At 63.8% G+C, this 23,203-nt stretch carries 24 protein-coding genes; 11 read left to right on the top strand and 13 right to left on the bottom strand.

Annotated elements, in window-relative coordinates:
- Position 1 precedes the first annotated feature (1 nt).
- The 5 genes from Q4543_RS03630 (at position 2) to lpxB (ending at position 3,844) form a co-directional block, all read left to right on the top strand.
- Positions 2-592: an OmpH family outer membrane protein gene (locus Q4543_RS03630; protein ID WP_303436392.1), complete on the top strand. Its 591-nt coding sequence runs from the start codon at positions 2-4 to the stop codon at positions 590-592.
- 69 nt (positions 593-661) lie between these two features.
- Positions 662-1,123 carry a 3-hydroxyacyl-ACP dehydratase FabZ gene (gene fabZ / locus Q4543_RS03625; RefSeq protein WP_216004830.1) on the top strand — a complete coding sequence of 154 codons (462 nt, stop codon included), beginning with the start codon at positions 662-664 and terminating at the stop codon, positions 1,121-1,123.
- The gene (gene lpxA / locus Q4543_RS03620; RefSeq protein ID WP_216004831.1) at positions 1,120-1,905 is read left to right on the top strand and encodes an acyl-ACP--UDP-N-acetylglucosamine O-acyltransferase; all 786 of its coding nucleotides are present in this window, start codon (positions 1,120-1,122) and stop codon (positions 1,903-1,905) included. Before fabZ ends, lpxA begins: the two co-directional genes overlap by 4 nt.
- A complete protein-coding gene (locus Q4543_RS03615) occupies positions 1,902-2,690 on the top strand; it encodes an LpxI family protein (RefSeq protein WP_303436391.1) in 789 nt (262 codons plus the stop codon). The genes lpxA and Q4543_RS03615 overlap by 4 nt, the downstream gene beginning before the upstream one ends.
- Entirely contained in the window at positions 2,690-3,844 is a 1,155-nt protein-coding gene (gene lpxB, locus Q4543_RS03610; RefSeq protein WP_303436390.1) for a lipid-A-disaccharide synthase, read from the top strand. Before Q4543_RS03615 ends, lpxB begins: the two co-directional genes overlap by 1 nt.
- Before the next feature lie 51 nt (positions 3,845-3,895).
- On the opposite strand, the gene Q4543_RS03605 is transcribed toward lpxB, so the two are convergent.
- Positions 3,896-4,522, bottom strand: coding sequence for an invasion associated locus B family protein (locus Q4543_RS03605; RefSeq protein ID WP_303436389.1), 627 nt, complete (start codon positions 4,520-4,522; stop codon positions 3,896-3,898).
- Between the two features lie 416 nt (positions 4,523-4,938).
- Here Q4543_RS03605 and Q4543_RS03600 point away from each other — a divergent pair, with 416 nt between their 5' ends.
- On the top strand, positions 4,939-6,459 hold the full coding sequence (locus Q4543_RS03600; protein ID WP_303436388.1) for a helicase HerA-like domain-containing protein: 1,521 nt from the start codon (positions 4,939-4,941) through the stop codon (positions 6,457-6,459).
- Between the two features lie 2 nt (positions 6,460-6,461).
- On the opposite strand, the gene Q4543_RS03595 is transcribed toward Q4543_RS03600, so the two are convergent.
- From Q4543_RS03595 to Q4543_RS03575, 5 genes are all read right to left on the bottom strand, one after another.
- Positions 6,462-8,624, bottom strand: coding sequence for a PAS-domain containing protein (locus Q4543_RS03595; protein WP_303436387.1), 2,163 nt, complete (start codon positions 8,622-8,624; stop codon positions 6,462-6,464).
- Between the two features lie 62 nt (positions 8,625-8,686).
- On the bottom strand, positions 8,687-9,850 hold the full coding sequence (locus Q4543_RS03590; RefSeq protein WP_303436386.1) for an FIST N-terminal domain-containing protein: 1,164 nt from the start codon (positions 9,848-9,850) through the stop codon (positions 8,687-8,689).
- 29 nt (positions 9,851-9,879) lie between these two features.
- The gene (locus tag Q4543_RS03585; RefSeq protein WP_216004838.1) at positions 9,880-10,584 is read right to left on the bottom strand and encodes a response regulator transcription factor; all 705 of its coding nucleotides are present in this window, start codon (positions 10,582-10,584) and stop codon (positions 9,880-9,882) included.
- Between the two features lie 84 nt (positions 10,585-10,668).
- Entirely contained in the window at positions 10,669-10,785 is a 117-nt protein-coding gene (locus Q4543_RS03580; protein ID WP_216004839.1) for an entericidin EcnA/B family protein, read from the bottom strand.
- Positions 10,786-10,825: 40 nt separating this feature from the next.
- Positions 10,826-12,646, bottom strand: a complete 1,821-nt coding sequence (locus tag Q4543_RS03575; RefSeq protein WP_303436385.1) for an extracellular solute-binding protein — start codon at positions 12,644-12,646, stop codon at positions 10,826-10,828.
- A 376-nt stretch (positions 12,647-13,022) separates the two neighbouring features.
- Here Q4543_RS03575 and Q4543_RS03570 point away from each other — a divergent pair, with 376 nt between their 5' ends.
- Genes Q4543_RS03570 through Q4543_RS03560 form a run of 3 tightly spaced genes read left to right on the top strand, consistent with a single transcriptional unit; the run spans position 13,023 to position 15,012 of the window.
- Positions 13,023-13,796, top strand: a complete 774-nt coding sequence (locus Q4543_RS03570; RefSeq protein WP_303436384.1) for a 3-hydroxybutyrate dehydrogenase — start codon at positions 13,023-13,025, stop codon at positions 13,794-13,796.
- Positions 13,793-13,981 (top strand): hypothetical protein, encoded by a 189-nt coding sequence (locus Q4543_RS03565; RefSeq protein ID WP_303436383.1) that lies wholly within the window; start codon positions 13,793-13,795, stop codon positions 13,979-13,981. Before Q4543_RS03570 ends, Q4543_RS03565 begins: the two co-directional genes overlap by 4 nt.
- Positions 13,978-15,012 carry a patatin-like phospholipase family protein gene (locus tag Q4543_RS03560; RefSeq protein WP_303436382.1) on the top strand — a complete coding sequence of 345 codons (1,035 nt, stop codon included), beginning with the start codon at positions 13,978-13,980 and terminating at the stop codon, positions 15,010-15,012. The genes Q4543_RS03565 and Q4543_RS03560 overlap by 4 nt, the downstream gene beginning before the upstream one ends.
- Positions 15,013-15,015: 3 nt before the next feature.
- Here the strand turns inward: Q4543_RS03560 and Q4543_RS03555 are convergent, their stop codons facing one another.
- The 4 genes from Q4543_RS03555 to Q4543_RS03540 all read right to left on the bottom strand — a co-directional run bounded on the left by Q4543_RS03555 (position 15,016) and on the right by Q4543_RS03540 (position 18,712).
- Positions 15,016-16,044, bottom strand: coding sequence for a PHB depolymerase family esterase (locus Q4543_RS03555; protein ID WP_303436380.1), 1,029 nt, complete (start codon positions 16,042-16,044; stop codon positions 15,016-15,018).
- An 84-nt stretch (positions 16,045-16,128) separates the two neighbouring features.
- Positions 16,129-16,836, bottom strand: coding sequence for a DUF502 domain-containing protein (locus tag Q4543_RS03550; protein WP_303436378.1), 708 nt, complete (start codon positions 16,834-16,836; stop codon positions 16,129-16,131).
- Between the two features lie 68 nt (positions 16,837-16,904).
- Positions 16,905-17,822 carry a pseudouridine-5'-phosphate glycosidase gene (locus Q4543_RS03545; RefSeq protein ID WP_303436377.1) on the bottom strand — a complete coding sequence of 306 codons (918 nt, stop codon included), beginning with the start codon at positions 17,820-17,822 and terminating at the stop codon, positions 16,905-16,907.
- A complete protein-coding gene (locus Q4543_RS03540) occupies positions 17,819-18,712 on the bottom strand; it encodes a PfkB family carbohydrate kinase (protein WP_303436376.1) in 894 nt (297 codons plus the stop codon). The genes Q4543_RS03545 and Q4543_RS03540 overlap by 4 nt, the downstream gene beginning before the upstream one ends.
- Positions 18,713-18,903: 191 nt before the next feature.
- Here Q4543_RS03540 and aroQ point away from each other — a divergent pair, with 191 nt between their 5' ends.
- Together aroQ and Q4543_RS03530 are read left to right on the top strand one after the other, a co-directional pair.
- Positions 18,904-19,347: a type II 3-dehydroquinate dehydratase gene (gene aroQ / locus Q4543_RS03535; RefSeq protein ID WP_303436375.1), complete on the top strand. Its 444-nt coding sequence runs from the start codon at positions 18,904-18,906 to the stop codon at positions 19,345-19,347.
- Positions 19,344-20,108 (top strand): LuxR family transcriptional regulator, encoded by a 765-nt coding sequence (locus Q4543_RS03530; protein ID WP_303436373.1) that lies wholly within the window; start codon positions 19,344-19,346, stop codon positions 20,106-20,108. The genes aroQ and Q4543_RS03530 overlap by 4 nt, the downstream gene beginning before the upstream one ends.
- A gap of 464 nt (positions 20,109-20,572) precedes the next feature.
- On the opposite strand, the gene tsf is transcribed toward Q4543_RS03530, so the two are convergent.
- The 3 genes from tsf to phoB all read right to left on the bottom strand — a co-directional run bounded on the left by tsf (position 20,573) and on the right by phoB (position 23,200).
- Positions 20,573-21,454, bottom strand: coding sequence for a translation elongation factor Ts (gene tsf / locus Q4543_RS03525; protein ID WP_303436372.1), 882 nt, complete (start codon positions 21,452-21,454; stop codon positions 20,573-20,575).
- A 130-nt stretch (positions 21,455-21,584) separates the two neighbouring features.
- On the bottom strand, positions 21,585-22,349 hold the full coding sequence (rpsB, locus tag Q4543_RS03520; RefSeq protein ID WP_303436371.1) for a 30S ribosomal protein S2: 765 nt from the start codon (positions 22,347-22,349) through the stop codon (positions 21,585-21,587).
- A 161-nt stretch (positions 22,350-22,510) separates the two neighbouring features.
- Complete coding sequence (gene phoB, locus Q4543_RS03515; RefSeq protein ID WP_216004851.1) at positions 22,511-23,200, bottom strand: phosphate regulon transcriptional regulator PhoB; 690 nt, start codon at positions 23,198-23,200, stop codon at positions 22,511-22,513.
- Positions 23,201-23,203 lie beyond the last annotated feature (3 nt).

Below are 23,203 nucleotides of genomic sequence, written 5' to 3'. Positions count from 1 at the left end.
TATGATTTCAAGACATTGCGCGGCGGTTTTGATCGGGCTTGCGGGGCTTTCCCCCGCAGCCCATGCCCAGACCGCCGCGCAAACAGGGGCCGATCAGCCCAATGTCGTGCAAAGCGCCGTGCTGACCATCGAGATCGACCGGCTGTTCTCCGAAAGCGCCTATGGCCAGCGTATCGGCGCCGAGCTTGAGGCCGAAAGCAACGCCATTGCCGTTGAAAACCGCCGCATCGAATCTGAACTCACCGAAGAAGAACGCAGCCTGACAGAGCAGCGGGCCACCTTGCCGCAGGCACGTTTTCGCGAGCTGGCCGATGCGTTCGACCAGAAGGTGCAGGCCTTGCGGCAGGAACAGGATGCCAAGGCGCGCGCGCTTGGCACCCTGTCCGAGGAAAGTCGCCGCCAGTTCCTTGCCCTTGCCGAGCCGGTGCTTGGCGACATCATGCAGGAAACAGGCGCGGCTGCGTTGCTCGACAAGCGCAGCGTGTTCCTGTCGGCCGATGCCATCGACATCACCAGTCTTGCGATCGCGCGCATCGACGCTGCGATTGGCGATGGCGCAGAGTCCGGCCTGCCGGACAGCCCGGACAACTAGCCTTTGCTTGCCCCTTGGCACGTGGGTTGCTAGGGACGGACCACCTGACTTGAAGGGAAAAGGCCCGAGATGACCGACACGCTTCTCTCCGCGGATATCCAGCTGATCCAGCGTATCCTGCCGCACCGCTACCCGTTTTTGCTGGTCGACCGGGTCGAACAGATCGACGGGATCAAATCCGCCGTCGGCATCAAGAATGTCACGATGAACGAGCCACATTTTCAGGGGCATTTCCCCGGCAAGCCGATCATGCCCGGCGTCACCATCATCGAAGCGATGGCGCAGACCTCGGCGGTGATGGTGGGCGTGGCGCTCGATCTCGCCGACAAGGAGCTCAAGGTCTATTTCATGGCCATCGACAAGTGCAAGTTCCGCCGCATGGTGGTTCCGGGCGATCAGCTGCGGATGAGTGTAACCACGACGCGCGGCAAGCCCGGCGGCAAGGTGTGGAAATTCGAAGGCCGCGCCGAAGTCGATGGCGAAATGGCCGCAGAGGTGGAATTCACCGCGATGATGGATCTGCCGACATGAGCGAGCCCGTGATCCATCCCGGCGCGATCGTCGAAGACGGCGCCCGGATCGGAGCGGGCTGCCGCATCGGCCCGTTCTGCCATATCGGCCCCGAGGTTGTTCTGGCCGAAAACGTCGAGCTGAAATCCCATGTTATCGTGACCGGGCGCACCAGCATCGGCGAGGGCACGGTGGTGTTTCCCTTTGCTGTGTTGGGCGAGATCCCGCAGGATCTGAAATTCCGGGGCGAGACGACCTCGCTGGAAATCGGCAAGCGCAATCGCATTCGCGAACATGTCACAATGAATTGCGGCACCGAGGGCGGCGGCGGCGTCACCCGTGTTGGGGATGATGGGCTGTTCATGGCCGGTTGTCATGTCGCCCATGATGTGCAGGTCGGCGACCGGGTGATCCTTGTGAACAATTCTGCGCTGGCCGGGCATTGTATCATCGAGGACGAGGTCATCGTCGGCGGGCTGTCAGGCGTTCATCAATGGGTGCGCATCGGGCGCGGGGCGATCATTGGCGCGGTGACCATGGTGACCAATGACGTGATCCCCCATGGCCTTGTGCAGGCGCCGCGCGGCAAGCTCGACGGGCTGAACCTCGTGGGGCTCAAGCGCAAGGGTGTCAGCCGCGCCGATATCACCGCGCTGCGCGCCGCGTTCCAGATGCTGGCGCAGGGCGAGGGCGCCTTTGCCGACCGTGCCCGCAGGCTTGGCGATGAAACCCAGAGCGATTATGTGCGCGAGATCGTGACCTTTATCCTTGGCGAGAGCGACCGCCACTTCCTCGTGCCGTGAGCCGTCTTGCGCTGATTGCCGGGCTGGGCGATCTGCCCGGCGCGGTGGTGGATGCCTGCGAGACCCGGCCGCTGATCTGCGCGCTGGACGGCTTTGCGCCAGAGCACCTGCACCCGGACCTGACCTTTCGGCTGGAAACGCTGGGCACGCTGGTACAGCAGCTGGTCGCGCGCGATATTCGCCGCCTGTGCATGTGTGGCACGATCCGGCGGCCTGCGGTGGATGCCTCGGCCATCGACGCGGCGACGCTGCCGCTGGTGCCACGCCTGATGCAGGCGCTGTCGCTGGGTGATGACGGTGCCCTGCGTGAGATCATCGCGATTTTTGAAGACGCCGGCATCACCGTGATCGGCGCGCATGAGGCCGCGCCTGCGCTTCTGCCGCCCATCGGCGTGCCGACCCGCGCCCGTCCCGGCCCCTTGGTCGAGGCCGAGGCCGCGCTTGGCGATCACATCAGCGCCGAGCAGGCGGCGCTGGATCTTGGCCAGGCCTGTGTCATTCGCGCCGAAGAGGTGATCGCCCGCGAAGACGACAGCGGCACCGACCAGATGCTTTCAGGCCTAGCGGACCTGGGCGAAGGCATTCTCTACAAGGCGGAAAAGCCGGGGCAGGACCGGCGCGCCGATCTGCCGGTCATCGGGCCGCACACCGCCGAGGCGATCCGCAAGGCCGGGCTGTCGGGGATCGTGCTGTCGGCTGGCGGTGTGATGGTGCTGGATCTGCCGGCAACCGTGGCCGCGCTGGATGCGGCGGGACAGTTCCTCTGGATCAGAAAGAGACCGTGATGCAGGTTTTCATCACCGCTGGCGAACCTTCGGGCGACCGGCTTGGCGCGGCGCTGATGCAGGGGCTGCGCGCCATGGTGCCTGACGTGACCTTCACCGGCATCGGCGGCGATCTGATGGCTGCGCAGGGCCTGCAAAGCCTGTTCCCGATGGACGAGATCAGCGTCATGGGCGTGAGCGAGATCCTGCGCCAGTACGGCGCGCTCAAGGCTCGCATCCGGCAGACCGCCGATGCGGTGATCGCGGCGCGCCCCGATGTGCTGATCACCGTCGATCTTCCGGAGTTCTCGCTGCGGGTGGCCAAGCTGGTGCGCGCGGCGTCGGATATTCGCATCGTGCATTACGTCGCCCCCACGGTCTGGGCCTGGCGTCCGGGCCGCGCGGCCAAGATGGCGCGCCACGTCGATCAGGTGCTGGCGCTGCTGCCGTTCGAGCCGCCCTATATGGAGGCCGCTGGGATGCGCTGTGATTTCGTCGGGCATCCGGTGGTCACCGAACCCGTTGCCAGTGACGAGGATGCCGCGGCCTTTCGCACCCGCCACGGGATCGGGCAGACGCCGCTGGCGCTGATGCTGCCCGGTTCGCGGCGCTCGGAGGTGTCGCGGCTTGCCCCGGTCTTTGGCGAAGTCGCCGCCCGGTTGCACGCCGCACGCCCTGATCTGCGCCTTGTCATTCCCGCCGCAGCGCCAGTGGCCGAGATGGTGCAGGACATGTGCTCAGGCTGGCCGGGCGCGCCGCTGATCCTTGATCCGCGCGCGCTGGGGGCGCGGGCGCTTGAGGAAAAGCGCGCCGCGTTCAAGGCAGCGGACGTGGCGCTTGCCGCCTCTGGCACGGTGTCGCTGGAACTTGCCGCGACCCATACGCCGATGGTCATCGCCTATGACATGGGCTGGCTGTCGCGTCAGATCATCGGGCGGATGCTGCGGGTCGATACCGTGACGTTGGTGAACCTCGTGTCAGACACGCGCGATGTGCCGGAATTCATCGGCAACGCCTGCCGTCCGGGGCCGATCTGCGATGCGCTGCTGGGTATCCTTGGCACGAAAGATGCGCAGGGCGCGGCGATGGAGCGGACGATGCAAAAACTCGGGCGCGGCGGGCCGCCTCCCGGTCAACGCGCCGCATGGGCGGTGCTGGACGGGCTTCGCGCATGAAAAAGGCCGCGCCGGGGCATCCGGCGCGGCCTTGAACAGATCTCGGCGCGCTTACTGGCGCAGTTGCGAGGTCTCGTCGATGGCGGCGGTGAAGCCCGACAGCGACATAGACAGCTCGACCGTCTGATCGGGAGCCATCGCCGGAGAGATGGTGATCGTGGCGGCATTGCCAGCCTTGAACTTCGCCACATCCTCGGCGGTGAACCCGACGCGCGCATAGCAGCCGACCTGGGTGCAGAACGAGAAATCATAGCGCTTCGGCTGACCGCCATCGACCGAGATCGACAGCTTTTGCGTCAGAAGCGTTTCCAGCGGCACAACAAAGGTGCCCCCGGCGGCGACCTGACCACCATTCTGCAGGCGGAACAGGCTGACCTCGGCGACGTTGCCGCCATTGCCGTCCTTGAGCAGCTGGTACATCTGGCAGGGATCTTCCGCATCGGTGCCTTCGGGAACGCGCAGACATTGCATCTGCCAGTCGCCGTGGGTTGTCTTGATGTAGGTCTCGGGCTTGGCGCCCGCCGCGGTCTCGGGGGCTTCGGTCTCGCCGATCGACAGGCCGCCGCCGATGGGCGCGGCATCCTCGGCCGGGGTTGCGGAATCTTGTGCAAGCGCCGGAACGCCCGCAAGCGACAGGGCAAGCGGCAGCGCCCAAAGAAGCGAAAGAGGTCTGGTCATGTAAACTCCCCTGGAATGTCAGGTCATGGTTGCCGCATCGAGTAGCACGCTGCGGTAGCGGTGTCAGGGAGGAAAATACCGGTTTCACGGAATGGCGAGCCGCTGAAGGCAGCTTGCACCCCGTTGTAAAGACGAGAAAAGGGACCTTTCGGTCCCTTTCCCCTTGCTCCCTGTCGGACCGGCCGACTTTGTCATTGGGCGAAAGCTACGAAACTCTGCGTCACCGGTCAACAGACTTGTAACTATCGTGCGACGTCTGTCGCACAAAAAAAGACCGCGCCATTGGGCGCGGCCAGTCTGACAGGGAGGAAGTCTGCCCGAAGCAGGAGAGGACATGTTGCTTCGGGCGAGTTTGATACTGGCATCAATTGGTTAATTAACTATGGTCAGCACCGTACGGAGCGTGGAGACAGTCAATGAACCAAGGGGTTTTTGTAGGCGGCGGTGGCAAGGGCTACGGCGAGAAACAGTATCTGCTCAACAACTATGCAAATCGCCACGGCCTGATCGCGGGCGCGACGGGCACCGGCAAGACCGTGACACTGCAGATCCTCGCCGAAGAATTCAGCGCCGCTGGCGTGCCGGTTTTTCTGGCAGATGTGAAGGGCGATCTTGCCGGGCTGTCGCGGGCGGGGCAAGCCACCGGCAAGCATCACGCCGCCTTTGCAGAGCGCAACGCCACCATCGGCTTTGACGATTTTTCCTATGCCGCTTTCCCCACGGTGTTCTGGGATATCTTCGGCGTGCAGGGCCACCCGGTGCGCACCACCATCGCCGAGATGGGGCCGCTGCTGCTGTCGCGCCTGCTCGAGCTGTCCGACGCGCAGGAAGGGGTTCTGAACATCGCCTTCCGCCTGTCGGACGAAGACGGCCTGCCGCTGCTTGATCTCAAGGATCTGCGCGCGCTGCTGACATCGGTGGGCGAGAACGCCAAGGCGCTGTCGCTGCGCTATGGCAATGTCTCGACCGCCTCGGTCGGCGCGATCCAGCGCCGGCTTCTGGTGCTGGAAAACGAAGGCGGCGCGCAGCTGTTCGGCGAGCCAGCGCTGGATCTGGCGGATCTGATGCGCCACGATGCGCAGGGCCGCGGGCAGGTCAACATCCTCGCCGCCGATGTGCTGATGAAGGCCCCAAGGCTCTATGCGACCTTCCTGCTGTGGCTGCTCTCTGAGCTGTTCGAAGAGCTGCCCGAGGTCGGCAACCCCGACAAACCCAAGCTGGTGTTCTTCTTTGACGAGGCGCATCTGCTGTTCGACGGTGCCCCCAAGGCGCTGATCGACAAGGTCGAGCAGGTGGCGCGGCTGATCCGTTCGAAAGGCGTGGGGGTGTATTTTGTCACGCAGGCGCCGGATGACATTCCCGATGATATCCTTGGCCAGCTTGGCAACCGGGTGCAGCACGCCCTGCGCGCCTTTACCGCGCGCGATCGCAAGGCCCTGAAACTGGCGGCGGAAACCTATCGCCCTAATCCCGCCTTCGATACCGAAGAGGCCATCCGCACCGTTGGCACCGGCGAAGCCGTGACCTCGATGCTGCAAGTCAAGGGCATTCCCGGCATCGTCGAGCGCACGCTGATCCGCCCCCCCGCATCGCGGCTTGGCCCGGTGACGCCGCAGGAGCGCGCCGAAACGATTGCGGCCTCTCCGCTTGCCGGGCGCTACGAGGCGCATGTCGACCGGCAATCCGCTTACGAGATGCTCAAGGCGCGCGCCAGTGCCGCCGCGTCCGAGGCCGATGCCGAAGCCGACCAACCGCGCGAGCACAGTCGCGCCCGCCGCTATCAGCCATCAGCGCCCGGTTCACGCAAATCCAGCCGCTACAGCGCCCCCGGGTCCATCGGCGAAGCATTGGGGCAGGCGGTGCTGAAGGAGCTCTCCGGCACCACCGGCAAGCGGCTGGTGCGCGGCATCCTCGGGGGGTTGTTCCGGGCGCGGTAAGGTCAGCCCGGCGCGCCGCTATGCAGGATCGCATCGAAGAACCGTCCAAGCCGGTGCCGGTCTACCGGCTTGTTCAGCAAGTCGATGTTCAGCGCCGCGCAGGCTTCGCGCAGGGTCGAAGAGCGATCCGCCGACACGATGGCGCAGGGCAGGCGGCCAAAGCGCGTGGTGATCTCGCCGAACAGCTGCGTCCCTGACATGCCCGAGCCAAGCTGGTAATCCAGCAGCAAGGCGTCGGGAGTGATCTCTAGATCCAGAAGCAGCTCGATCGCCCCGTCGGCGTGTTCCGCCTCGATCACGTTCACCCCCCAGCTTTCCATCAGCACCGACATGGCGCGGCGCAGCTGCGGGTCGTTCTCGACCAGCAGCACGATCAGCCCGGCCTGCGCCAGCCCTTGCGGGCGCGCCGGGCCCTGCGACACCGGCCGCGCCGGCAGCGCGCCGCCCAGCACCGGCAGACTGACCATGAAACACGAGCCGCGCCCCGGTTCGGACCACAGGCCCAGCGGATGGCCCAGCCGTGCGCAGGCACGCTCGACAATGGCCAGCCCGAGGCCCAAGCCGTCATTGGTCGACGCGCGGGTGTCAAGCCGCTTGAACTCCTCGAAGATTGCCGACTGGTCGTCCTCGGCGATGCCGGGGCCGGTGTCCCAGACCTCGATGCGGGCGGTTCCGCCGCGGCGACGCACCCCGACCAGAACCCGCCCGGAATCAGTGTAGCGGATCGCGTTGGCCATCAGGTTCTGCACCACACGGCGCAGGTAGGACGGGTCGGTCTCGACCACCAGATTGCTGTCGATGATCCGCAGTTTAAGCCCCTTGCGAGCAGCCAGAACCTCCATCTCGTCGCGCAGCCGCACGAAGATCTCGCGCAGCGCCACGGGCCGGATGTCAAAGGTCAGCCGGTCGGATTCCAGCTTTGAGATGTCGAGCAGGGCATCGATCAGCTGCTCGGCCGAGGTCAGCGCCGATTCCGTCTTGTCCAGCACCATGCGGTCGGCAGGATCGGTGCAGCGATCCGCCAGCGACGAGACGAACAGCTTGGCCGCCGACAGCGGCTGAAGCAGATCGTGGCTTGCCGCCGCCACGAAGCGCGTCTTGGACGCATTCGCCCGTTCGGCGGCAGACAGCGCATCCTCAAGTTCAAGCGTGCGCTCCATGACGCGGGCCTCAAGCATCTCGTTGACCTGCGTCAGCCGCCGCGCCGCCTCGCGTTCGGCGGTCACATCCATGCAGGAAAACAGGAAGCCTCCGTCGGGCATACCGCGGCCAAAGACCTGCAACACCACGCCGCCGTCGCGCGTCAGCTCGAAACTGATGGTGCCGCGCAGGCTCTGCCGCGACGCCCATTGCCGAAAGCGTTCGCGGCTGCGCCCCTCGCCAAAGGCAAAGGTCTGATCGACCAGCTCCAGCAGGCCGGAAAACGACGCGCCAAGGTGCAGACGGCGTACCGGAAGGTTCAGCAACGTCCCGATCTTTTCGTTCCACGCCACCAGCCGGGCGTTTTCGTCAAAGATGCACACCCCGTGATCGAGATGATCCAGCGTGGCGCGGATCATCCGGGTCTGCTTGTCCTTGAGCTTCAGCCGTTCCTGCCGTTCGAGCCGGATGATGTCGGTGACGTCGGTCTGCAGGATCACCGTGCCGCCATTGGCGGTGCGATGTTCGGACACCTGCAACCAGCGATCCGGCCCGTGCCGGACGTTGAACATCACCCGCCGGTCGGTGTGCTTGCGGATGCGATCCTCGGCCCAGGACTCGGGGGAAATGCCCTCGGGCAGGGCAAGATGGCGCGAGCGGCTCACCAGTTCGACATAGCTGTTGAACGGAAGACCGGGGCGCAGATCCTTGACCTTGTCGCGAAAATCCCTGCAAAATCGCGAATTGGACATGACCAGAAGATCGTCGCCATCGAACAGCGCAAAGCCTTCGGACACGGTTTCGATGGCATCGGCCAGATTGCGGCGCGCGGCCTCGGTTTCATCGCGGGCGCGGCCAAGCTGGGCGTTGGACTCGTGCAGCAGGTTGAGCGTGCGTTCCAGTTCCAGCGTGCGTTCGCGCACCCGGTCTTCGAGCAGGGCGGCGCGTTCGAACTGGGCATAGGCTTCGCCCGACTGGGCAGTGCCATGTTCGACGTTGCGCATCAGAACATCGGCGATGCGCAACAGTTTCTCGTTCTGCCTCGAAAGAGAATCTTGCGGATTTATCAATGAGCTGGTGACCATGGTTAATCCTGATCCGGCGGGTAGAACGCAACCCCCGTCAGGGTCTGGTTCACATGCAGGGCGCCATGCTGTTCGCCATAGGTGTTGAACCCGGTCACCCGGTGGCGCGACAGGATCTGCGATAGCGCACGGGTCTGCTGGAACTGCTCTGCCTCAAGCCGGCGCAGCAGGCAATCGCAGCCGAGAATCTGCGTCGGCGCGCCATCGCGCCCGAGGTTTTGCAGCGCATTTTCAAGGTGATGCGCCATGTCTTGCGTTTCGGCGAGGGTCAGCACCATGCCTTCGTTGATCGCCGAGAAGAATAGTAGGCTGCCGTCCTCTCCGACCTTGCGGATCGAGCGCACATGATGGCTGTGCCCAAGGCGCACCACCAGAGGATGCGCGGCAAAAGTACCGGTATCAAGCTGCGCCAGATCCTTGCCCAGCAGCCGGGCGTATTCCGTCGCGGCCGGCTCGGCGTTGATTTCAAGCACGGTGCGATGATCGGGCGCGGCGCGGGTGACCACCATGCGGATGTCGGTCGGCTCGAAATGATCGACGCTGAACACCTGCACCGGGCAGCGGCTGCGCACCAGCGCCAGCAGCGCCGCGTTTTGCCGCACCTGACCGTTGTAGGACAGCCAGGTCGTATCGAAATTCGTGCCATCGCCGGTCGAGCCGCCAAACAACGGCATCGGCCCCATAGCCGAGGCCAGAACCGAGGCGATGTTCTCTTCCTGAAGCGACAGCCCGTCGACCAGCAAGAAAGCGAATTCATGTGTCATGTCAGAGGCTTCCATGCTGAGCCTCAGCCGCCGTTGCATTAGGCGGTCGATCACCTCGCGGTCATTGATCGCATCCAGACCGTCGATCACCAGCGCATCGACGCTGAACAGCGTTGAGGGAAAGCCTATGGCGATGATCTGGCCTTCTTCATAGCCGGTGGCGCCGATCTCGCCCGCGGTGGTGCAGGCGAACACGTCGGCCCGCCCGAACGCGCCCTTCGCCGCGCCGTTCAATGCATGAAAATCCGCGCGCGGAGACACGAACAGGCAGACCAGCTCGAAAGGGCCAGGCCCGAGCTTACGCGTCAGCTTGCCGATTGGATCGGCATCGTTCCAATGTACTTGGGCGACGCGCAGCGCCTGATCATCCTCCGCGGAGCGCGTTGCGCTTCCGTCCAACACCGATCCTCCCTACCGACGTGAGGTCAAGGTTACGGCGTATGGCTCTGGCTTGGCAAGACCCGCCCGAAAGAGGCCTCTTGCGCGATCAGCACCGCCTGCGTGCGGCTGTGCACCCCAAGCTTGCGCATGATCGCGGTGACATGCGCTTTGACGGTGGTTTCGGCGATCGTCAGATCATAGGCGATCTGTTTGTTCAGCTTGCCCTCGCAGATCAGCGACAGGATGCGGGCCTGCTGGTTGGTCAGCGTGCCAAGCCGGGTCAGCGCGTCGTCGGGGGGGCTGTCGCTGTTCGGCTCATGCGGGTCGATGTAGCCATCGGGCACGAAGGGCACGCCGTCGGCCACCGCCTCGAAGGCGCGTCGAAACACCGAGCGCTGCGAATGTTTGGGCACGAACCCATCGGCCCCGGCCTTGAGCGCATGGCTGATCATGCGGTTGTCGGCCATCGACGAAGCGATCAGGATCGCGGCGCGCGGCGCGGCAGTGCGCAGGCGCACCAGCCCATCCAGCCCGTTGACGTCGGGCAGGTTGAGATCGAGGATCACCAGATCGGGCAAGGCGTCGTTGGTGACGATGCTCAGGGCCTTTTCCAGCGTGCCCGCGGTGCGGATCTCTTCGAAATCGGCGATGGATTGCAGCGTCAGGGTCAGCGCGTCGCAGAACAGCGGATGATCGTCGACCACCAAAGCCCGGATCTGCCTGCCGTCGTTCTTCAGCTTCAGTCGCTCGTTCATTGGCCCTGCTCTTTGTCTTCCTATCCTGCCAGCCTATCCCGGCGGGCGCGCCGCCGGAACTGCCAAAAGGTCGGAGGCGCGACGCTAGAACCAGCTTTGCACGGTGCGCGACGCCGAAGAGATATCCTGCCCGACACCGTCGACGGTGCCGCAACCCGCTAGCGTTGCCGCGAGGGCGGCGAGGAGGATGGCCTGTTTCATGTTGTCTGTCCTTCTGCTCGGTTTTCTTGGTCTTGTCGGTTTAGTCTTCCTGCCACCACCATGCGTTCGGCATCCAGTCGATCCAGTCGCCATAGACCGGGGTCTGCGCCGGATGATGCAGCTGGCGGGCATGAGCGATGCGCGAGACGTTCCACTGGTAGATCGGGATCACATAGCGCCCGGCGGTCAGCACCCGGTCGAGCCCACGCGCGGCGGCGATGAAATCCTCTTCGCTGGTGGCGTTCAGAAGTACGTCGATCATCGCATCCGCCGCCGGGCTTTTCATGCCCATCAGGTTGCGCGAGCCGATCTGGTCCGCCGCGCTGGAGCCCCAGTACAGCCGCTGCTCGTTGCCCGGAGACAGCGACAGCCCGCGCCGAAAGAAGGTCATGTCGAAATCGAAACTGTTGATGCGCTCGTTGTATTGCGCGCTGTCGATGACGGTGATCGTGGGGGTGATGCCCATCCGCTGCAGCCCTTGGGCAAAGATATCGACGATCGACTGCTCTTCGCCAGAGCCCTGCGCCAGCACGATTTCAAAGCTCAGCGGCTGGCCGTTCGGGGCAAGCATGACGCCGTCCTGAATGCTGTAGCCCGCATCCTGCATCAGCTGCATGGCTTGGCGCAGCCCGGCGCGATTGCGGGCGGTGCCGTCGCTGACGGGCAGGGCGTAGCCGTCGAGCGCGCCGGGGGGCAGCGTGTCGGCAAAGGGCGCGAGCAGCTCGCGCACCCGGCCCGTGGCAGGACCGTCCTGCATGCCCAGCTCGGAATTCGAGAAATACGAAGTGATGCGCGGCTGTTTCGAGCCGGTCATCGTCTCGTTGATATATTCGAAATTGAAGGCGTGCATCATGGCGTCGCGCACCCGCCAGTCGGCAAAGACGTCGCGCCGTGTGTTCATCACAAACCCGGTCATGCCGGTGGGCCGCCCGTGCGGAATTTCCGATTTTACCACGTCGCCGCGCTGCACCGCCGGGAAATCATACTGGCTGTCCCATTTCTCGGCGTTGGATTCGCGCATCACGGTCAGCTCGCCAGCCTTGAAGGCTTCGAACAGCACGGTGCCGTCGCCAAAGAATTCCATGCGGATCTCGTCCAGATTGGCCTGACCTTTCATGAACGGCAGATCCTTGCCCCAGTAATCCGGGTTGCGTTTGAGCGTCAGGAAACGGCCCGCCTCGAAGTCGTCGATGACATAGGGCGCGGTGGTGATCGGGATCACATTCAGCCCACTCGAGGCGAAATCCTTGCCCTCCCATTGCGCTTTCTGCAGGATCGGGCGCATCCCGATGATCAGCGCCAGTTCGCGATCGTCCGTCGCAAAGGTAAAGCGGATGCTGCCCGGCCCGGTCTGCTCCATGCTCTCGACCTGCGCCCACGAGCCGCGATAGCGCGGATGGCCGATGGTGCCCAGCGTCTCGTAGCTCCACATCACGTCTTCGACGGTGACGGGGCTGCCATCGGAAAACCTCGCCTCGGGGCGCAGGGTGAATTCGACCCAGTCGCGATTCGGCCCGGTCTCGATGGTTTCGGCCAGCAGGCCATAGAGCGTGAACGGCTCGTCCCAGCTGCGCCCCATCAGCGTTTCATAGGCCAGAAAGCGCAGCTGCCACGGGGTTGATCCCTTGAGGATATGTGGGTTAAGGCTGTCGAAACTGCCGGTCTCGCCAGTGACCAGCCGACCGCCCTTGGGCGCATCGGGGCGGGCATAGGGCAGGTGGTCATAATCTGCATCCAGCGCCGGTTCGCCATACATGGCGATGCCATGCATCGGCTCGGCCCGCGCGAATCCCCCAAAACCGAGACTCGCGCAGATCAGCGCCGCAGCCACCGTTCGCGGGTGGAAACAATCTGCTAACATTGTTGAATAGCCTCGTGTCTGCCCTTGTTTTCTTGGCTCTGGACCGTAGCGCCGGTTTTACGCCTTTTCAAACTTTTACCTTGGACTCTTTCCTCAAACCGCGTATAAAGAGGGCACTGCTCGATAGGTTTCTTGCCTGTATGAAACCTGCCTCAATGACTTAACGCCGGCTTCGCGCCGGCGTTTTTTTTGCTTTCACCCCGTCGCGCAAGGGCTTTGGAACGCTTGGGAACAGGGCTTCGTAACGCCTCGGCGCAGATCGTTCCAGTCGAGAAAGCGTGATCGCAGCGGGCAGAAGCCCCGCGCATCATATCTCCCCTTATCTTGCAGATGCAGCATGCTATGTTGCGCCACAGGTATGAAGGAGATTTCCACCATGTCACTCAAGGGCAAGACCGCCGTCGTCACCGGATCGAATTCGGGCATCGGGCTTGGCGTCGCACGCGAGCTGGCGCGCGCTGGCGCGTCGATCATCCTGAATTCATTCACAGATTCACCTGAAGATCACAAGCTGGCCGAGGACATGGCCAAGGAATTCGGCGTCTCCGTGCGCTACATTCAGGCCGACATGTCCAAGGGTGAGCAGTGCCGCGCGCTGATCGAACAGGCCGGGGCCTGCGACATTCTGGTGAATAACGCGGGCATTCAGTATGTCGCGCCGATTGATGAATTCCCGGTGGAAAAATGGGATGCGATCATCGCGATCAACATGAGCTCGGCCTATCATTGCACGGCGGCGGCGCTGCCGATGATGCGGCAGGCGGGCTGGGGCCGGGTGGTCAACATCGCCTCGGCGCATGGGTTGACCGCCTCGCCCTACAAGTCGGCCTATGTTGCGGCCAAGCATGGCGTGGTCGGCATGACCAAGGTCGTGGCGCTGGAAACCGCAAAGGAACCAATCACTTGCAATGCGATCTGCCCGGGGTACGTCAAGACCCCGCTGGTTGAGGCGCAGATCCCCGACACAGCCCGGAAATACGACATGACCGAAGAAGAGGTGATCGAAAAGGTCCTTCTCGAACGTCAGCCGTCCAAGGAATTTGCCACGGTCGAACAGATAGGCGGCACGGCGGTTTTCCTGTGCTCGGACGCGGCCGAGCAGATCACCGGCACCACCATTTCCGTTGATGGCGGCTGGACGGCGCTATGAGCGTCGCGCCCGAGGCGGGAACGGATCGGCTGGTCATCCTGGGCAGGGCGCGCCTGTCGCGCAGGCTCCGCAAGGACAGACAGATCACCGACTCCGCGCTTCGGGCGATGCCCACGCCGGTCACGGCGGGCGTCAGGACCGTTTCGGTCCGCGTGCAGGCGCAAAGGAATGAGGTATCGGCATGACCACGCGGATCTGTCTTGCACTTCAGGGTGGCGGGGCGCACGGCGCTTTCACTTGGGGGGTTCTCGATCGTTTGCTCGAAGAGGAGTGGATCGAGATTTCCGCAATTTCCGGCACCTCTGCCGGGGCGCTGAACGGGGCCGCTCTCAAGGCCGGTCTGGCGCGCGGGGGGCGCGACGAGGCGCGCGCGCTTCTCGACTGGCTCTGGCGCGAGATTTCGGGCGTGCGCGATATGTCGATTCCCGAGTGGATGTCCGCATGGCTGCCTGATCCCGGCCTGATGAGCAGCGCCCTGCACAATTCGCTGAGCTTTGCCGCTGGCGAGGCGATCACCCGCACCATGTCGCCCTATATCTGGGGGCCGCTGTACCGCAACCCGCTTGAAACCATCATCGAGCATCTCGATTTTGCCAGCATCTGCTGCCCCGAAGGTCCTGAGCTCTTTGTCGGTGCAACGGCGGTGCGCGACGGCAAGATCCGCATTTTCACCGGCGATACGCTCAGCCCCGGCGCGATCATGGCGTCGGCCTGCCTGCCGACGATCTTTCAGGCGGTCGAGCTTGAAGATCCGCAAACCGGCAAGCCCGGCGCGTTCTGGGATGGCGGCTATTCCGGCAACCCGGCGCTGTTCCCGATGTTTCGGCCCGATCTTCCCGAAGATCTCGTCATCATCAGCCTCAACCCGATGATCCGCGAGGCGCTGCCCATCACGGCGCCGGAAATCCAGAACCGGATCAACGAGATCAGCTTCAATTCCGCGCTGTTACGGGAATTGCGCGCCATCGAATTCGTGCAGCGGCTGATTGAAGACGGGTCGGTGAAACCCGGCGTGATGAAAAAGCTGCGGGTGCATATGATCTCTGATGACACGTTGATGAACCAGCTGTCGGTGGCGACCAAGCTGGTGGCGTTTCCCTCGGTCATTTCGCAGCTCAGGGACGCTGGGCGCGACGCTGCCGAGGGGTTTCTGTCGCAGCATGGCAGCGACCTTGGCCAGCGCCAAAGCGCCGACCTGCGGTCGATGTTCAACTAAGCGTCAGGGCAGGAGCCCCCAGAAATCGACGATCCTGCGCACCGCGCAGATCGTGCCGTTCGACATGTAGTCCGCCTCGGCGATGCCGCATGCTGGCGTTGCCTGCGCATTGACCGGCACGGCATGGGGCAGGTCGGGCAGCTCCCACGTCTCGAGCCGCGGCTCACCCGAGTGCAACCGCCAGACCTTGCGGGTGGCGCCGGTGACGGTCTCGTCGGTTTCGGGAATCTGCACCAGATCGGGTTGCAGCGCCGTCCACTGGTCGACCAGTTCGCGCAGGTTCTGCGGCTCCACCGTCTCATCTGCAGCGCCTTGCCAGATCGACAGGCGCGGCCATGTCTCGGGCACATCCTGCGCGACATCGGTGATATAGCGCGCCCAGTCAGCGGGATCGCGATCCACCGGCGCCAGCCCGGATTTCACCCCGCAGGCATAGGCCGCATCGGCGCCGTCGAACAGCGACGACCAGCGCAGCCCGCGCAGCCCGCTCCACCAGCCATCGAATGTGCCGCGCGGGCGGTTGCAGTCGAACGGCAGCCCAGCAATGATCGCGCCGCCATCAAACCGCGAAGGGTAATTGGCAAGCATCACCGCCGTCATCGCGCCGCCAGCGGACAGGCCCATGATCTCGACGCGGTCCGGGTCGATGGACTCATGCGCCAGCGCATGGTCGATCATCTGCAGGATCGACGCGCTTTCGCCAAGGCCGGGGCGGTTGTGGTCTTCGTCATACCAGCGAAAGCATTTACGCGGCTGGTTGTCGTCGGACTGCTGCGGCAAAAGCAGGACAAAGCCAAGCTCTTCCGCAAGCGCCGCCAGCCCGGTCTCATTGTCAAAACGGTCGGCGCTCATGGTGCAGCCGTGCAGCGCGACCACCAGCGGCATCGCATCCAAAGTCTCGGACGGGCGCTGTAGAAACATCTGTAACTGGCCGGGATTGCTGCCGAAATCGGTGATTTCTTCCAGCGCGGCAAGTGGCGCGGGCAGGGCGACCAGCAGGGCCCCCAGAAGGGTCTTTGCGAAAACTCTCATCCGCTCTCCAATCGCATGTCAATAAATTGCGATCACTCTCCCGTGGGTTGCGTTCCGTTGCAAGGCCGGACTGTCGCGCGCCGGTCAGGACACCTTGCGCACAGGCTCGACGCGCGGCTTGTCCGCAGCGCGCTCGGCAGGGCGTTCGGGCGGATAGACCAGCCCGGCAGAGATGATCAGCTTGGCGGCGTCCTCGATCCCCATGTCGAGCAGAACGACATCTTCTTCGGGGAAATACAACAGGAAGCCCGATGTCGGATTCGGCGTTGTCGGCACGAACACCGATACCAGCGCACCGGTGGTGCCAACGCGCGACGCGATTTCGCCGCGCGCTTCGGTCGAGACAAAGCCGACCGCCCAGATGCCCTTGCGCGGATATTGCACGAGGCAGGCTTTTTCAAAGCTGCGTTCGGATTGGGCAAAGACGGTCTCGGCGATCTGCTTGATGCCGGAATAGATCGAGCGCACCACCGGCGTGCGTTCGACCACGCTTTCGCCAAAGCGGATCAGCGAGCGCCCGATCAGCCCCTTGGCGACCCAGCCGACCACGATGGTGAACACCAGAAAGAAAATCACCCCGACGCCGCGCAGGTTGATGCCGATATATTCCTCGGGGTTGAACCAGCCGGGGATCAGCGGCAGCACGAAACCGTCGACCCAGCCGAACAGCGACCAGATCAGCCAGATCGTCAGACCGACCGGGGCGATCACCACCAGCCCGGTGAAGAAGCTGGCGTGCAACGACGCCAGCAGGCCTCGTTTGCGCGGAATGTCGTCAAAGGGCGTGTTCATCCGGGTCCCGCTATTGGCACAATGCTGTCAAGGTAAGGTCTTGCACGATGCGCCGCAATGGCGCCAGCTCATTTCCCGGGCAGCGCGCTGATGGCCTTGGCGATCTGCGCCCCAAGACGCGCGTTGTTGAGCACCAGCGCGATGTTCGCCTCCAGCGAGCGGCCCTCTGTCAGCTCGAAGATCCGTTGCAGCAGATAGGGCGTCAGCTGCTTGCCGCGAATGCCATGCGCTTCGGCGTCGGCATTGGCGCGGGCTATGACCGGGGCAAGCACATCGCGGGCGATCTCGGCTTCGGGCGGGATCGGGTTGGCGACAAGCTGACCGCCGGGCAGGCCAAGCGCGGCGCGCATGGCGCTGGCGCGGGCGATCTCTTCGGGGCTGTCCATGCGCAGCGGCGCGCGCAGACCGGCCTCGCGCGACCAGAAGGCCGGTAGTTGGTCCTGACCGTAGGCGATCACCGGAACACCAAGGGTTTCAAGCACTTCCAGCGTCTTGGGCAGGTCGAGGATGGCCTTGGCGCCAGCGCAGACAACCGTCACCGGGGTTTGTGCAAGCTCTTGCAGGTCGGCCGAGACGTCAAAGCTTTTCTCGGCGCCCTGATGCACGCCGCCGATGCCGCCAGTGGCAAAGGTTTTGATGCCAGCGCGCGCGGCGCCGATCATCGTAGCGGCGACCGTGGTGGCGCCAGTGCCACCCTGAGACATGCAGACCGCAAGATCGGCGCGGCTGAGTTTGGCAACGCCGCGCGCCTGTGCCAGCGCCTCGATCTGGGCATCCTCCAGACCGACGCAAAGCTTGCCGTCCAGCACCGCGACGGTGGCGGGCACGGCACCCTCGGCACGCACGGTTTCTTCGACCTTGCGCGCCATTTCAAGGTTCTGCGGCCAAGGCATGCCATGGGTGATGATGGTGGATTCCAGCGCGACGACGGGCGCGCCGCTGGCCAGGGCCTCGGCGACAGAGGCGGACAGCGTAACAAGGCTCATGAGGGGATATCTCCGGAAACATAGGTTGCGGCGGCAGAGAGCGCGAGGCCAAGCGCCTCGGCCCGGCCAGCGCCGTGCATTTCGGCCACGATATGGGCGGCCATGAAAGTATCGCCAGCGCCGGTGACGCGGGTCACCAGCACTTCGGGCGGGCGTTCAGCGATGACGCCATCCGCCGTGGCATCGCAAGCGCATTCTGCGCCGTTGGTCACGATGGCGCGGGCCGCACCGCGCTCGACCAGCCGCGCTGCGGCCTCTGGCGCAGATCCGAACTCGGCCTGACAGAGCAGTCCGGCTTCTTCGAGGTTCACGTACAGAACGCCGCGGGTTGTGCGCAGGAACGGCAGCAGGCGTTCGGCCTTGCCGGGACTGGCGGGCGCAATGCGCAGATCGGCGCAGGCCAGCGCCGGATCGCGCGAAATCTCATCAAGCAGCGCTGCCGTCAGGTTCCCATCCAGCGCCACGGTTCCGGCAAAGGGCGCGATGCTGCTGCCCAGCGTGCCATCGCGCAGCGGCGCAAGGATGCGCGCACCGGCGCGTTCCAGCGAATGGGCATCGGCAATGGCGGCAATCAGCCCGTTGGCGCCTTCGACCGCCATGTACCGATCGGTTGGAAGATCGTCAGAGCGATAAACCAGCGCAGTCTCGCAGCCCAGTTGCGCGCAAGCTTCGAGCAGCTCGTCGCCTTCGCGGTCACGCCCGACGGCGCTCAGCAGCGCGGGCCGCTCGCCGAACCGGGCAAAGGTCATCGCGATGTTCAACGCAACGCCGCCGGGAAGCCGGGTGATCCGGCCCGGAACGTCGGCGCCGAACCGCATGTGGCTCGCGGAACGGCCGATCACGTCCCATAGGACGGAGCCGATACAAAGAAGGTCAGGTGTCTGTGCCATAAGCGCTTTGTGCCGCAGGGAATGGCGCACGGCAAGACATGCCGGGTGGCGATCCAGAGGGTTCTTGTTATCTTGTAATCTGTATTATGTGTTTTAATCGCGTTTATGGCGAACACACTGCCACTTATGCAATCTGGACAAGCCCGCCCCAAGACCGCTATCTGCGCTGCATGACCCAAAGGAAGATGCACATGCCCGGGATCCTGATCCTCAACGGTCCGAACCTCAACCTGCTTGGCACGCGCCAGCCTGAAGTATATGGTCGCACGACGCTGGCAGATGTCGAGGACATGTGCCGCGCCCACGCAGGCAGCATCGGCGTGACGGTGGAATTCGCGCAAAGCAATCACGAAGGCGCGCTCATAGATGCGATTCACGCCACCCGTGGCCGCCTTGACGGGTTGATCCTCAATGCCGGCGCTTACACCCATAGCTCGATCGCGCTGATGGATGCGATCAGCTCTGCCGAAATTCCGACGATCGAGCTGCACCTGTCAAATGTTCACGCCCGCGAAGAGTTTCGCCACAAGAGCTATATCGCGCGCGTTGCGGTCGGCGTGATCTGCGGTTTTGGTGCCCGCGGCTACACGCTGGCGATGGATGCCATGAAGAGCCATCTGGAGAGCCGTGGATGATCTCGGCGCAAACCCGGCAGCAGTTGCTCGACATGACCAACGCCAGCTCGATCGAAGAGCTCTGGGCGATGCATGTGGCGCGCATGGCAAGCTACGGCTTCGACCGGCTGATGTACGGGTTCACGCGCTACCGCACCGTGACATCGCTTGGCGACCCCAATGATTTTGTGCTGCTGACCAACCACAGTTCTGATTATACCGATGTGTTCGTTGGCAAGGGATTGTATCGCCATGCTCCGATGGTGAACTGGGCGCTGGAACACGAAGGCGCCTGCTCTTGGTCGGTTCTGGGCGAACGCATGGCGCAGGGTCTTGTCGGCGACGCCGAACGGCGGGTGATCGACTTCAACCTGTCGCAAGACGTGCGGGCCGGCTATTCGATCAGCTTCCGCTCGGTATCGAGCCGCTCCAAAGGCGCCATTGCGCTGACTGCGGCGGCGGGCATCCAGCAGCATGAAATCGACGCGATGTGGACCGATCACGGCAGCGACATCGTGCTGATGAACAACGTGCTGCACCTCAAGATCCTCACCCTGCCCTATGTGCCGCCGAACCAGAGCCTGACCAAGCGTCAGCGCGAGGCGCTGGAATGGGTCGGCGACGGCAAGACCATGCAGGACATCGCCGCGATCATGGGTCTGACGCAGGCCACCATCGAAAAGCATCTGCGGCTGGCGCGCGAAGCGCTCAATGTCGAAACCACTGCCCAGGCAGTCGCCAAGGCGGCCTTTCAGAACCAGATGTTCGTCATCGACATCTAGTCCGGACGGTTGCGACTGAACCGTTCAGTCGAGTCGTATTTGGCGCGGATTCCGGATCAGGACCGTGACGTTGCGCCCCCGAAGCTTCAACTTTCCTGATAACTGACTTCAGAATTTCGAAATTGACAGCAGATTTAAACGATTTTTTCACGATTCCGCGTCAACTCGGGTTTCAGCCACTTCCATGACCGGCCGGAAATTGCCAATCTGGTGATGTTCCGTGAGTGGTGGCTTTTGCCATGGGACTCAAGAGACCTTATCCCTCGCAATTTCGGGGGCTCTGGATCTCTTACCGGTGAAAATCGGAGGCGGTGTCAGGCGGACGCAATTTTCTGCGTTAACCGAGCTGGTACCAACCCGGATCCGGTATCTTTGGATCATCCCCATCGCCGGGGGTACCGGAAAGGGAAACGGAGCCGCCCCGAGGGGCGGCTCCGCTGCGTTTTATTCCCAAGGAGAAAGGATCAGCCCTGTGCCGCTTTGGCGACCTCGGCGGCGAAATCCTCTTTTTCCTTCTCGATGCCTTCACCGACCTGCATGCGCACGAAACCGACGATGGTTGCGCCAGCTTCCTTGGCGGCCTGCTCGACGGTGACATCGGGGTTGATCACGAAGGCCTGGTTCAGCAGGGTGATCTCGGCGAGGAACTTCTTCATCCGGCCTTCGATCATCTTCTCGATCACGGCTTCGGGCTTGCCGGACTCGCGGGCGATGTCGATCTGGATCTGGCGTTCCTTTTCGACAACCGCCGGGTCGAGTTCGTCGGCGTTGAGCGCCTGCGGGCGCGGGTCAGCTGCGGCGACATGCATCGCAACCTGCTTGCCGAACGCCTCGTTGCCGCCGGTCATCGCAACCAGAACACCGATCTGGCCAAGGCCATCGGCAGCCGCGTTGTGCACGTAGGTCGCGACGATTTCGCCTTCGACCTTGGCCATCCGGCGCAGCGTCATGTTCTCGCCGATCTTGGCGATCTTGTCGGTCAGAACTTCCGACACCTTCTTGCCGCCCATGTCCGCATCGGCCAGCGCTTCGACGCTATCGACACCGGCAGCGGCCTTGGCGATGCCCGACACCATTTCCTGGAATTCGGCGTTCTTGGCGACGAAATCGGTCTCGGCGTTGACTTCAACGGCGACACCGGTGCCACCGGAAACTTCGACAGCCACGAGGCCTTCGGCCGCGGTGCGACCCGACTTCTTGGCGGCCTTGGCGAGACCCTTGGTGCGCAGCCAGTCGACGGCGGCGTCCATGTCGCCATCGGTCTCGGTCAGCGCCTTCTTGGCGTCCATCATGCCTGCGCCGGTCATTTCGCGCAGTTCTTTCACCTGTGCAGCGGTGATTGCCATGGTCGTGGCTCCCTCTCGAATGGGTCAATGCGGCCGGCCCTGCCCCGGGCCTTGCCGCCTATGTCATGCTCGCGTGACGCTTTCGCGACAGCATCGCGCAGGACTGGCCCGCGCGATGCGTGCAAAAGGCTTACTGCTGTACTTCGGCCAGCAGTTCTTCGGTCGGTGCAGCCTCGAGCGCGCCGATGTCGACGCCTGCTGCTTCCATCTGACCGGTCATGCCGTCCAGAGCCGCGCGCGACACCAGATCGCAATACAGCGCGATGGCACGGGCCGCGTCGTCGTTGCCCGGGATGATGTAATCGATGCCGTCGGGCGAGCAGTTGGTGTCGACGATGGCGACAACCGGGATGCCCAGCTTCTTGGCTTCGAGGATCGCCAGCGCTTCTTTCTTGACGTCGATGACGAACAGCATGTCCGGCACGCCACCCATGTCACGGATGCCGCCCAGCGAAGCTTCGAGCTTGGCCTGGTCGCGTTCCATGTGCAGGCGCTCTTTCTTGGTGAGGCCTTCGGCGCCGGATTCCATCTGCTCGTCGATCATCTTGAGACGCTGGATCGACTGCGAAACGGTCTGCCAGTTGGTGAGCGTGCCGCCCAGCCAACGGTGGTTCATGTAATACTGTGCGCATTTCTCGGCGGCTTCGGCGATCGGCAGAGCTGCCTGACGCTTGGTGCCGACGAACAGAACGCGGCCGCCCTTGGCGACGGTGTCGCGAATGGCCTTGAGCGCGGCGTCCAGCATCGGGACGGTCTGCGTCAGATCCATGATGTGAATGCCGTTGCGCGCGCCATAGATGAACTCGCCCATGCGGGGGTTCCAGCGCTGCGTCTGGTGGCCAAAGTGCACGCCTGCTTCAAGCAGCTGGCGCATGGTGAACTCAGGAAGAGCCATGTCCGTTATCCTTTCCGGTTTCATTTCCTCGGCGGGGGCTTGACCCAGATGGGGCAACCGGTGGACGCTTTGAGGATGTCTCCCCCAAAGGCCCGACCCCGCCTGCGGGGTTCGTGGGCGCGCCTATACGGGCAAAATCCCGCAGGCGCAACCCCTGTTGATCAGCCCAGGGCGTATCCGGCCCCGCGCACGGTGCGCAGCGGGTCGTCGCCGCCATGGATGCCAAGCGCCTTGCGCAGCCGCCCGATATGCACATCGACGGTGCGGGTGTCGACATAGATGTCGCGCCCCCAGACCCGGTCGAGCAGTTGTTCGCGCGACCACACCCGGCCCGGCTTTTCCATGAAAGTCGACAGCAGCCGGAATTCGGTCGGCCCAAGCTTGAGCTCCTTGCCAGAGCGCATCACCCGGTGGGTTTCGGCGTCCAGCAGGATGTCTTCGTATTCCAGCTGAAGCCCGGCCGCAGCGGGGCGTGCCCGGCGCAGCTGGGCCTTGACCCGTGCCATCAGCTCGCGCACCGAATAGGGTTTGATGACATAGTCATCGGCCCCGGTTTCAAGGCCCCTCACCCGGTCGATCTCCTCGGAGCGGGCCGAAAGCATGATGACCGGAACGCCGCGCGTGTCGGTGCGGGTCTTGATCTGGCGGCAGACCTCGATGCCCGACAGGTTCGGCAGCATCCAGTCAAGCACCACCACATCGGGCGCTTCCTCCTCCAGCATCACCAGCGCTTCTTCGCCATTGTCGGCAGCGGCGACGCGAAAGCCCTCGGCCTCGAGATTGTAGCGCAGCACCTCGCGCTGCGCCGCCTCGTCCTCGACCACAAGCACCGTCGGTTGATCGGCGGGCATCGG

The sequence above is a fragment of the Salipiger sp. 1_MG-2023 genome (assembly GCF_030547555.1).
Taxonomy (GTDB): domain Bacteria; phylum Pseudomonadota; class Alphaproteobacteria; order Rhodobacterales; family Rhodobacteraceae; genus Salipiger.
Note: the sequence above shows the minus strand (reverse complement) of the source record. Positions and strands in the feature narration are given on the sequence as shown.

Excerpts from the sequence above, each read along its gene's own strand:
- lpxB (WP_303436390.1), top strand. The coding sequence starts at position 2,690 with ATGCAGGTTTTCATCACCGCTGGCGAACCTTCGGGCGACCGGCTTGGC.
- Q4543_RS03545 (WP_303436377.1), bottom strand. The coding sequence starts at position 17,822 with ATGAGCCTTGTTACGCTGTCCGCCTCTGTCGCCGAGGCCCTGGCCAGC.
- fabZ (WP_216004830.1), top strand. The coding sequence starts at position 662 with ATGACCGACACGCTTCTCTCCGCGGATATCCAGCTGATCCAGCGTATC.
- Q4543_RS03540 (WP_303436376.1), bottom strand. The coding sequence starts at position 18,712 with ATGGCACAGACACCTGACCTTCTTTGTATCGGCTCCGTCCTATGGGAC.
- Q4543_RS03555 (WP_303436380.1), bottom strand. The coding sequence starts at position 16,044 with ATGAGAGTTTTCGCAAAGACCCTTCTGGGGGCCCTGCTGGTCGCCCTG.
- Q4543_RS03550 (WP_303436378.1), bottom strand. The coding sequence starts at position 16,836 with ATGAACACGCCCTTTGACGACATTCCGCGCAAACGAGGCCTGCTGGCG.
- rpsB (WP_303436371.1), bottom strand. The coding sequence starts at position 22,349 with ATGGCTCTTCCTGAGTTCACCATGCGCCAGCTGCTTGAAGCAGGCGTG.
- Q4543_RS03560 (WP_303436382.1), top strand. The coding sequence starts at position 13,978 with ATGACCACGCGGATCTGTCTTGCACTTCAGGGTGGCGGGGCGCACGGC.
- Q4543_RS03575 (WP_303436385.1), bottom strand. The coding sequence starts at position 12,646 with ATGTTAGCAGATTGTTTCCACCCGCGAACGGTGGCTGCGGCGCTGATC.
- tsf (WP_303436372.1), bottom strand. The coding sequence starts at position 21,454 with ATGGCAATCACCGCTGCACAGGTGAAAGAACTGCGCGAAATGACCGGC.
- lpxA (WP_216004831.1), top strand. The coding sequence starts at position 1,120 with ATGAGCGAGCCCGTGATCCATCCCGGCGCGATCGTCGAAGACGGCGCC.
- Q4543_RS03630 (WP_303436392.1), top strand. The coding sequence starts at position 2 with ATGATTTCAAGACATTGCGCGGCGGTTTTGATCGGGCTTGCGGGGCTT.
- Q4543_RS03600 (WP_303436388.1), top strand. The coding sequence starts at position 4,939 with ATGAACCAAGGGGTTTTTGTAGGCGGCGGTGGCAAGGGCTACGGCGAG.
- phoB (WP_216004851.1), bottom strand. The coding sequence starts at position 23,200 with ATGCCCGCCGATCAACCGACGGTGCTTGTGGTCGAGGACGAGGCGGCG.
- Q4543_RS03565 (WP_303436383.1), top strand. The coding sequence starts at position 13,793 with ATGAGCGTCGCGCCCGAGGCGGGAACGGATCGGCTGGTCATCCTGGGC.
- Q4543_RS03585 (WP_216004838.1), bottom strand. The coding sequence starts at position 10,584 with ATGAACGAGCGACTGAAGCTGAAGAACGACGGCAGGCAGATCCGGGCT.
- Q4543_RS03580 (WP_216004839.1), bottom strand. The coding sequence starts at position 10,785 with ATGAAACAGGCCATCCTCCTCGCCGCCCTCGCGGCAACGCTAGCGGGT.
- Q4543_RS03605 (WP_303436389.1), bottom strand. The coding sequence starts at position 4,522 with ATGACCAGACCTCTTTCGCTTCTTTGGGCGCTGCCGCTTGCCCTGTCG.
- aroQ (WP_303436375.1), top strand. The coding sequence starts at position 18,904 with ATGCCCGGGATCCTGATCCTCAACGGTCCGAACCTCAACCTGCTTGGC.
- Q4543_RS03530 (WP_303436373.1), top strand. The coding sequence starts at position 19,344 with ATGATCTCGGCGCAAACCCGGCAGCAGTTGCTCGACATGACCAACGCC.
- Q4543_RS03570 (WP_303436384.1), top strand. The coding sequence starts at position 13,023 with ATGTCACTCAAGGGCAAGACCGCCGTCGTCACCGGATCGAATTCGGGC.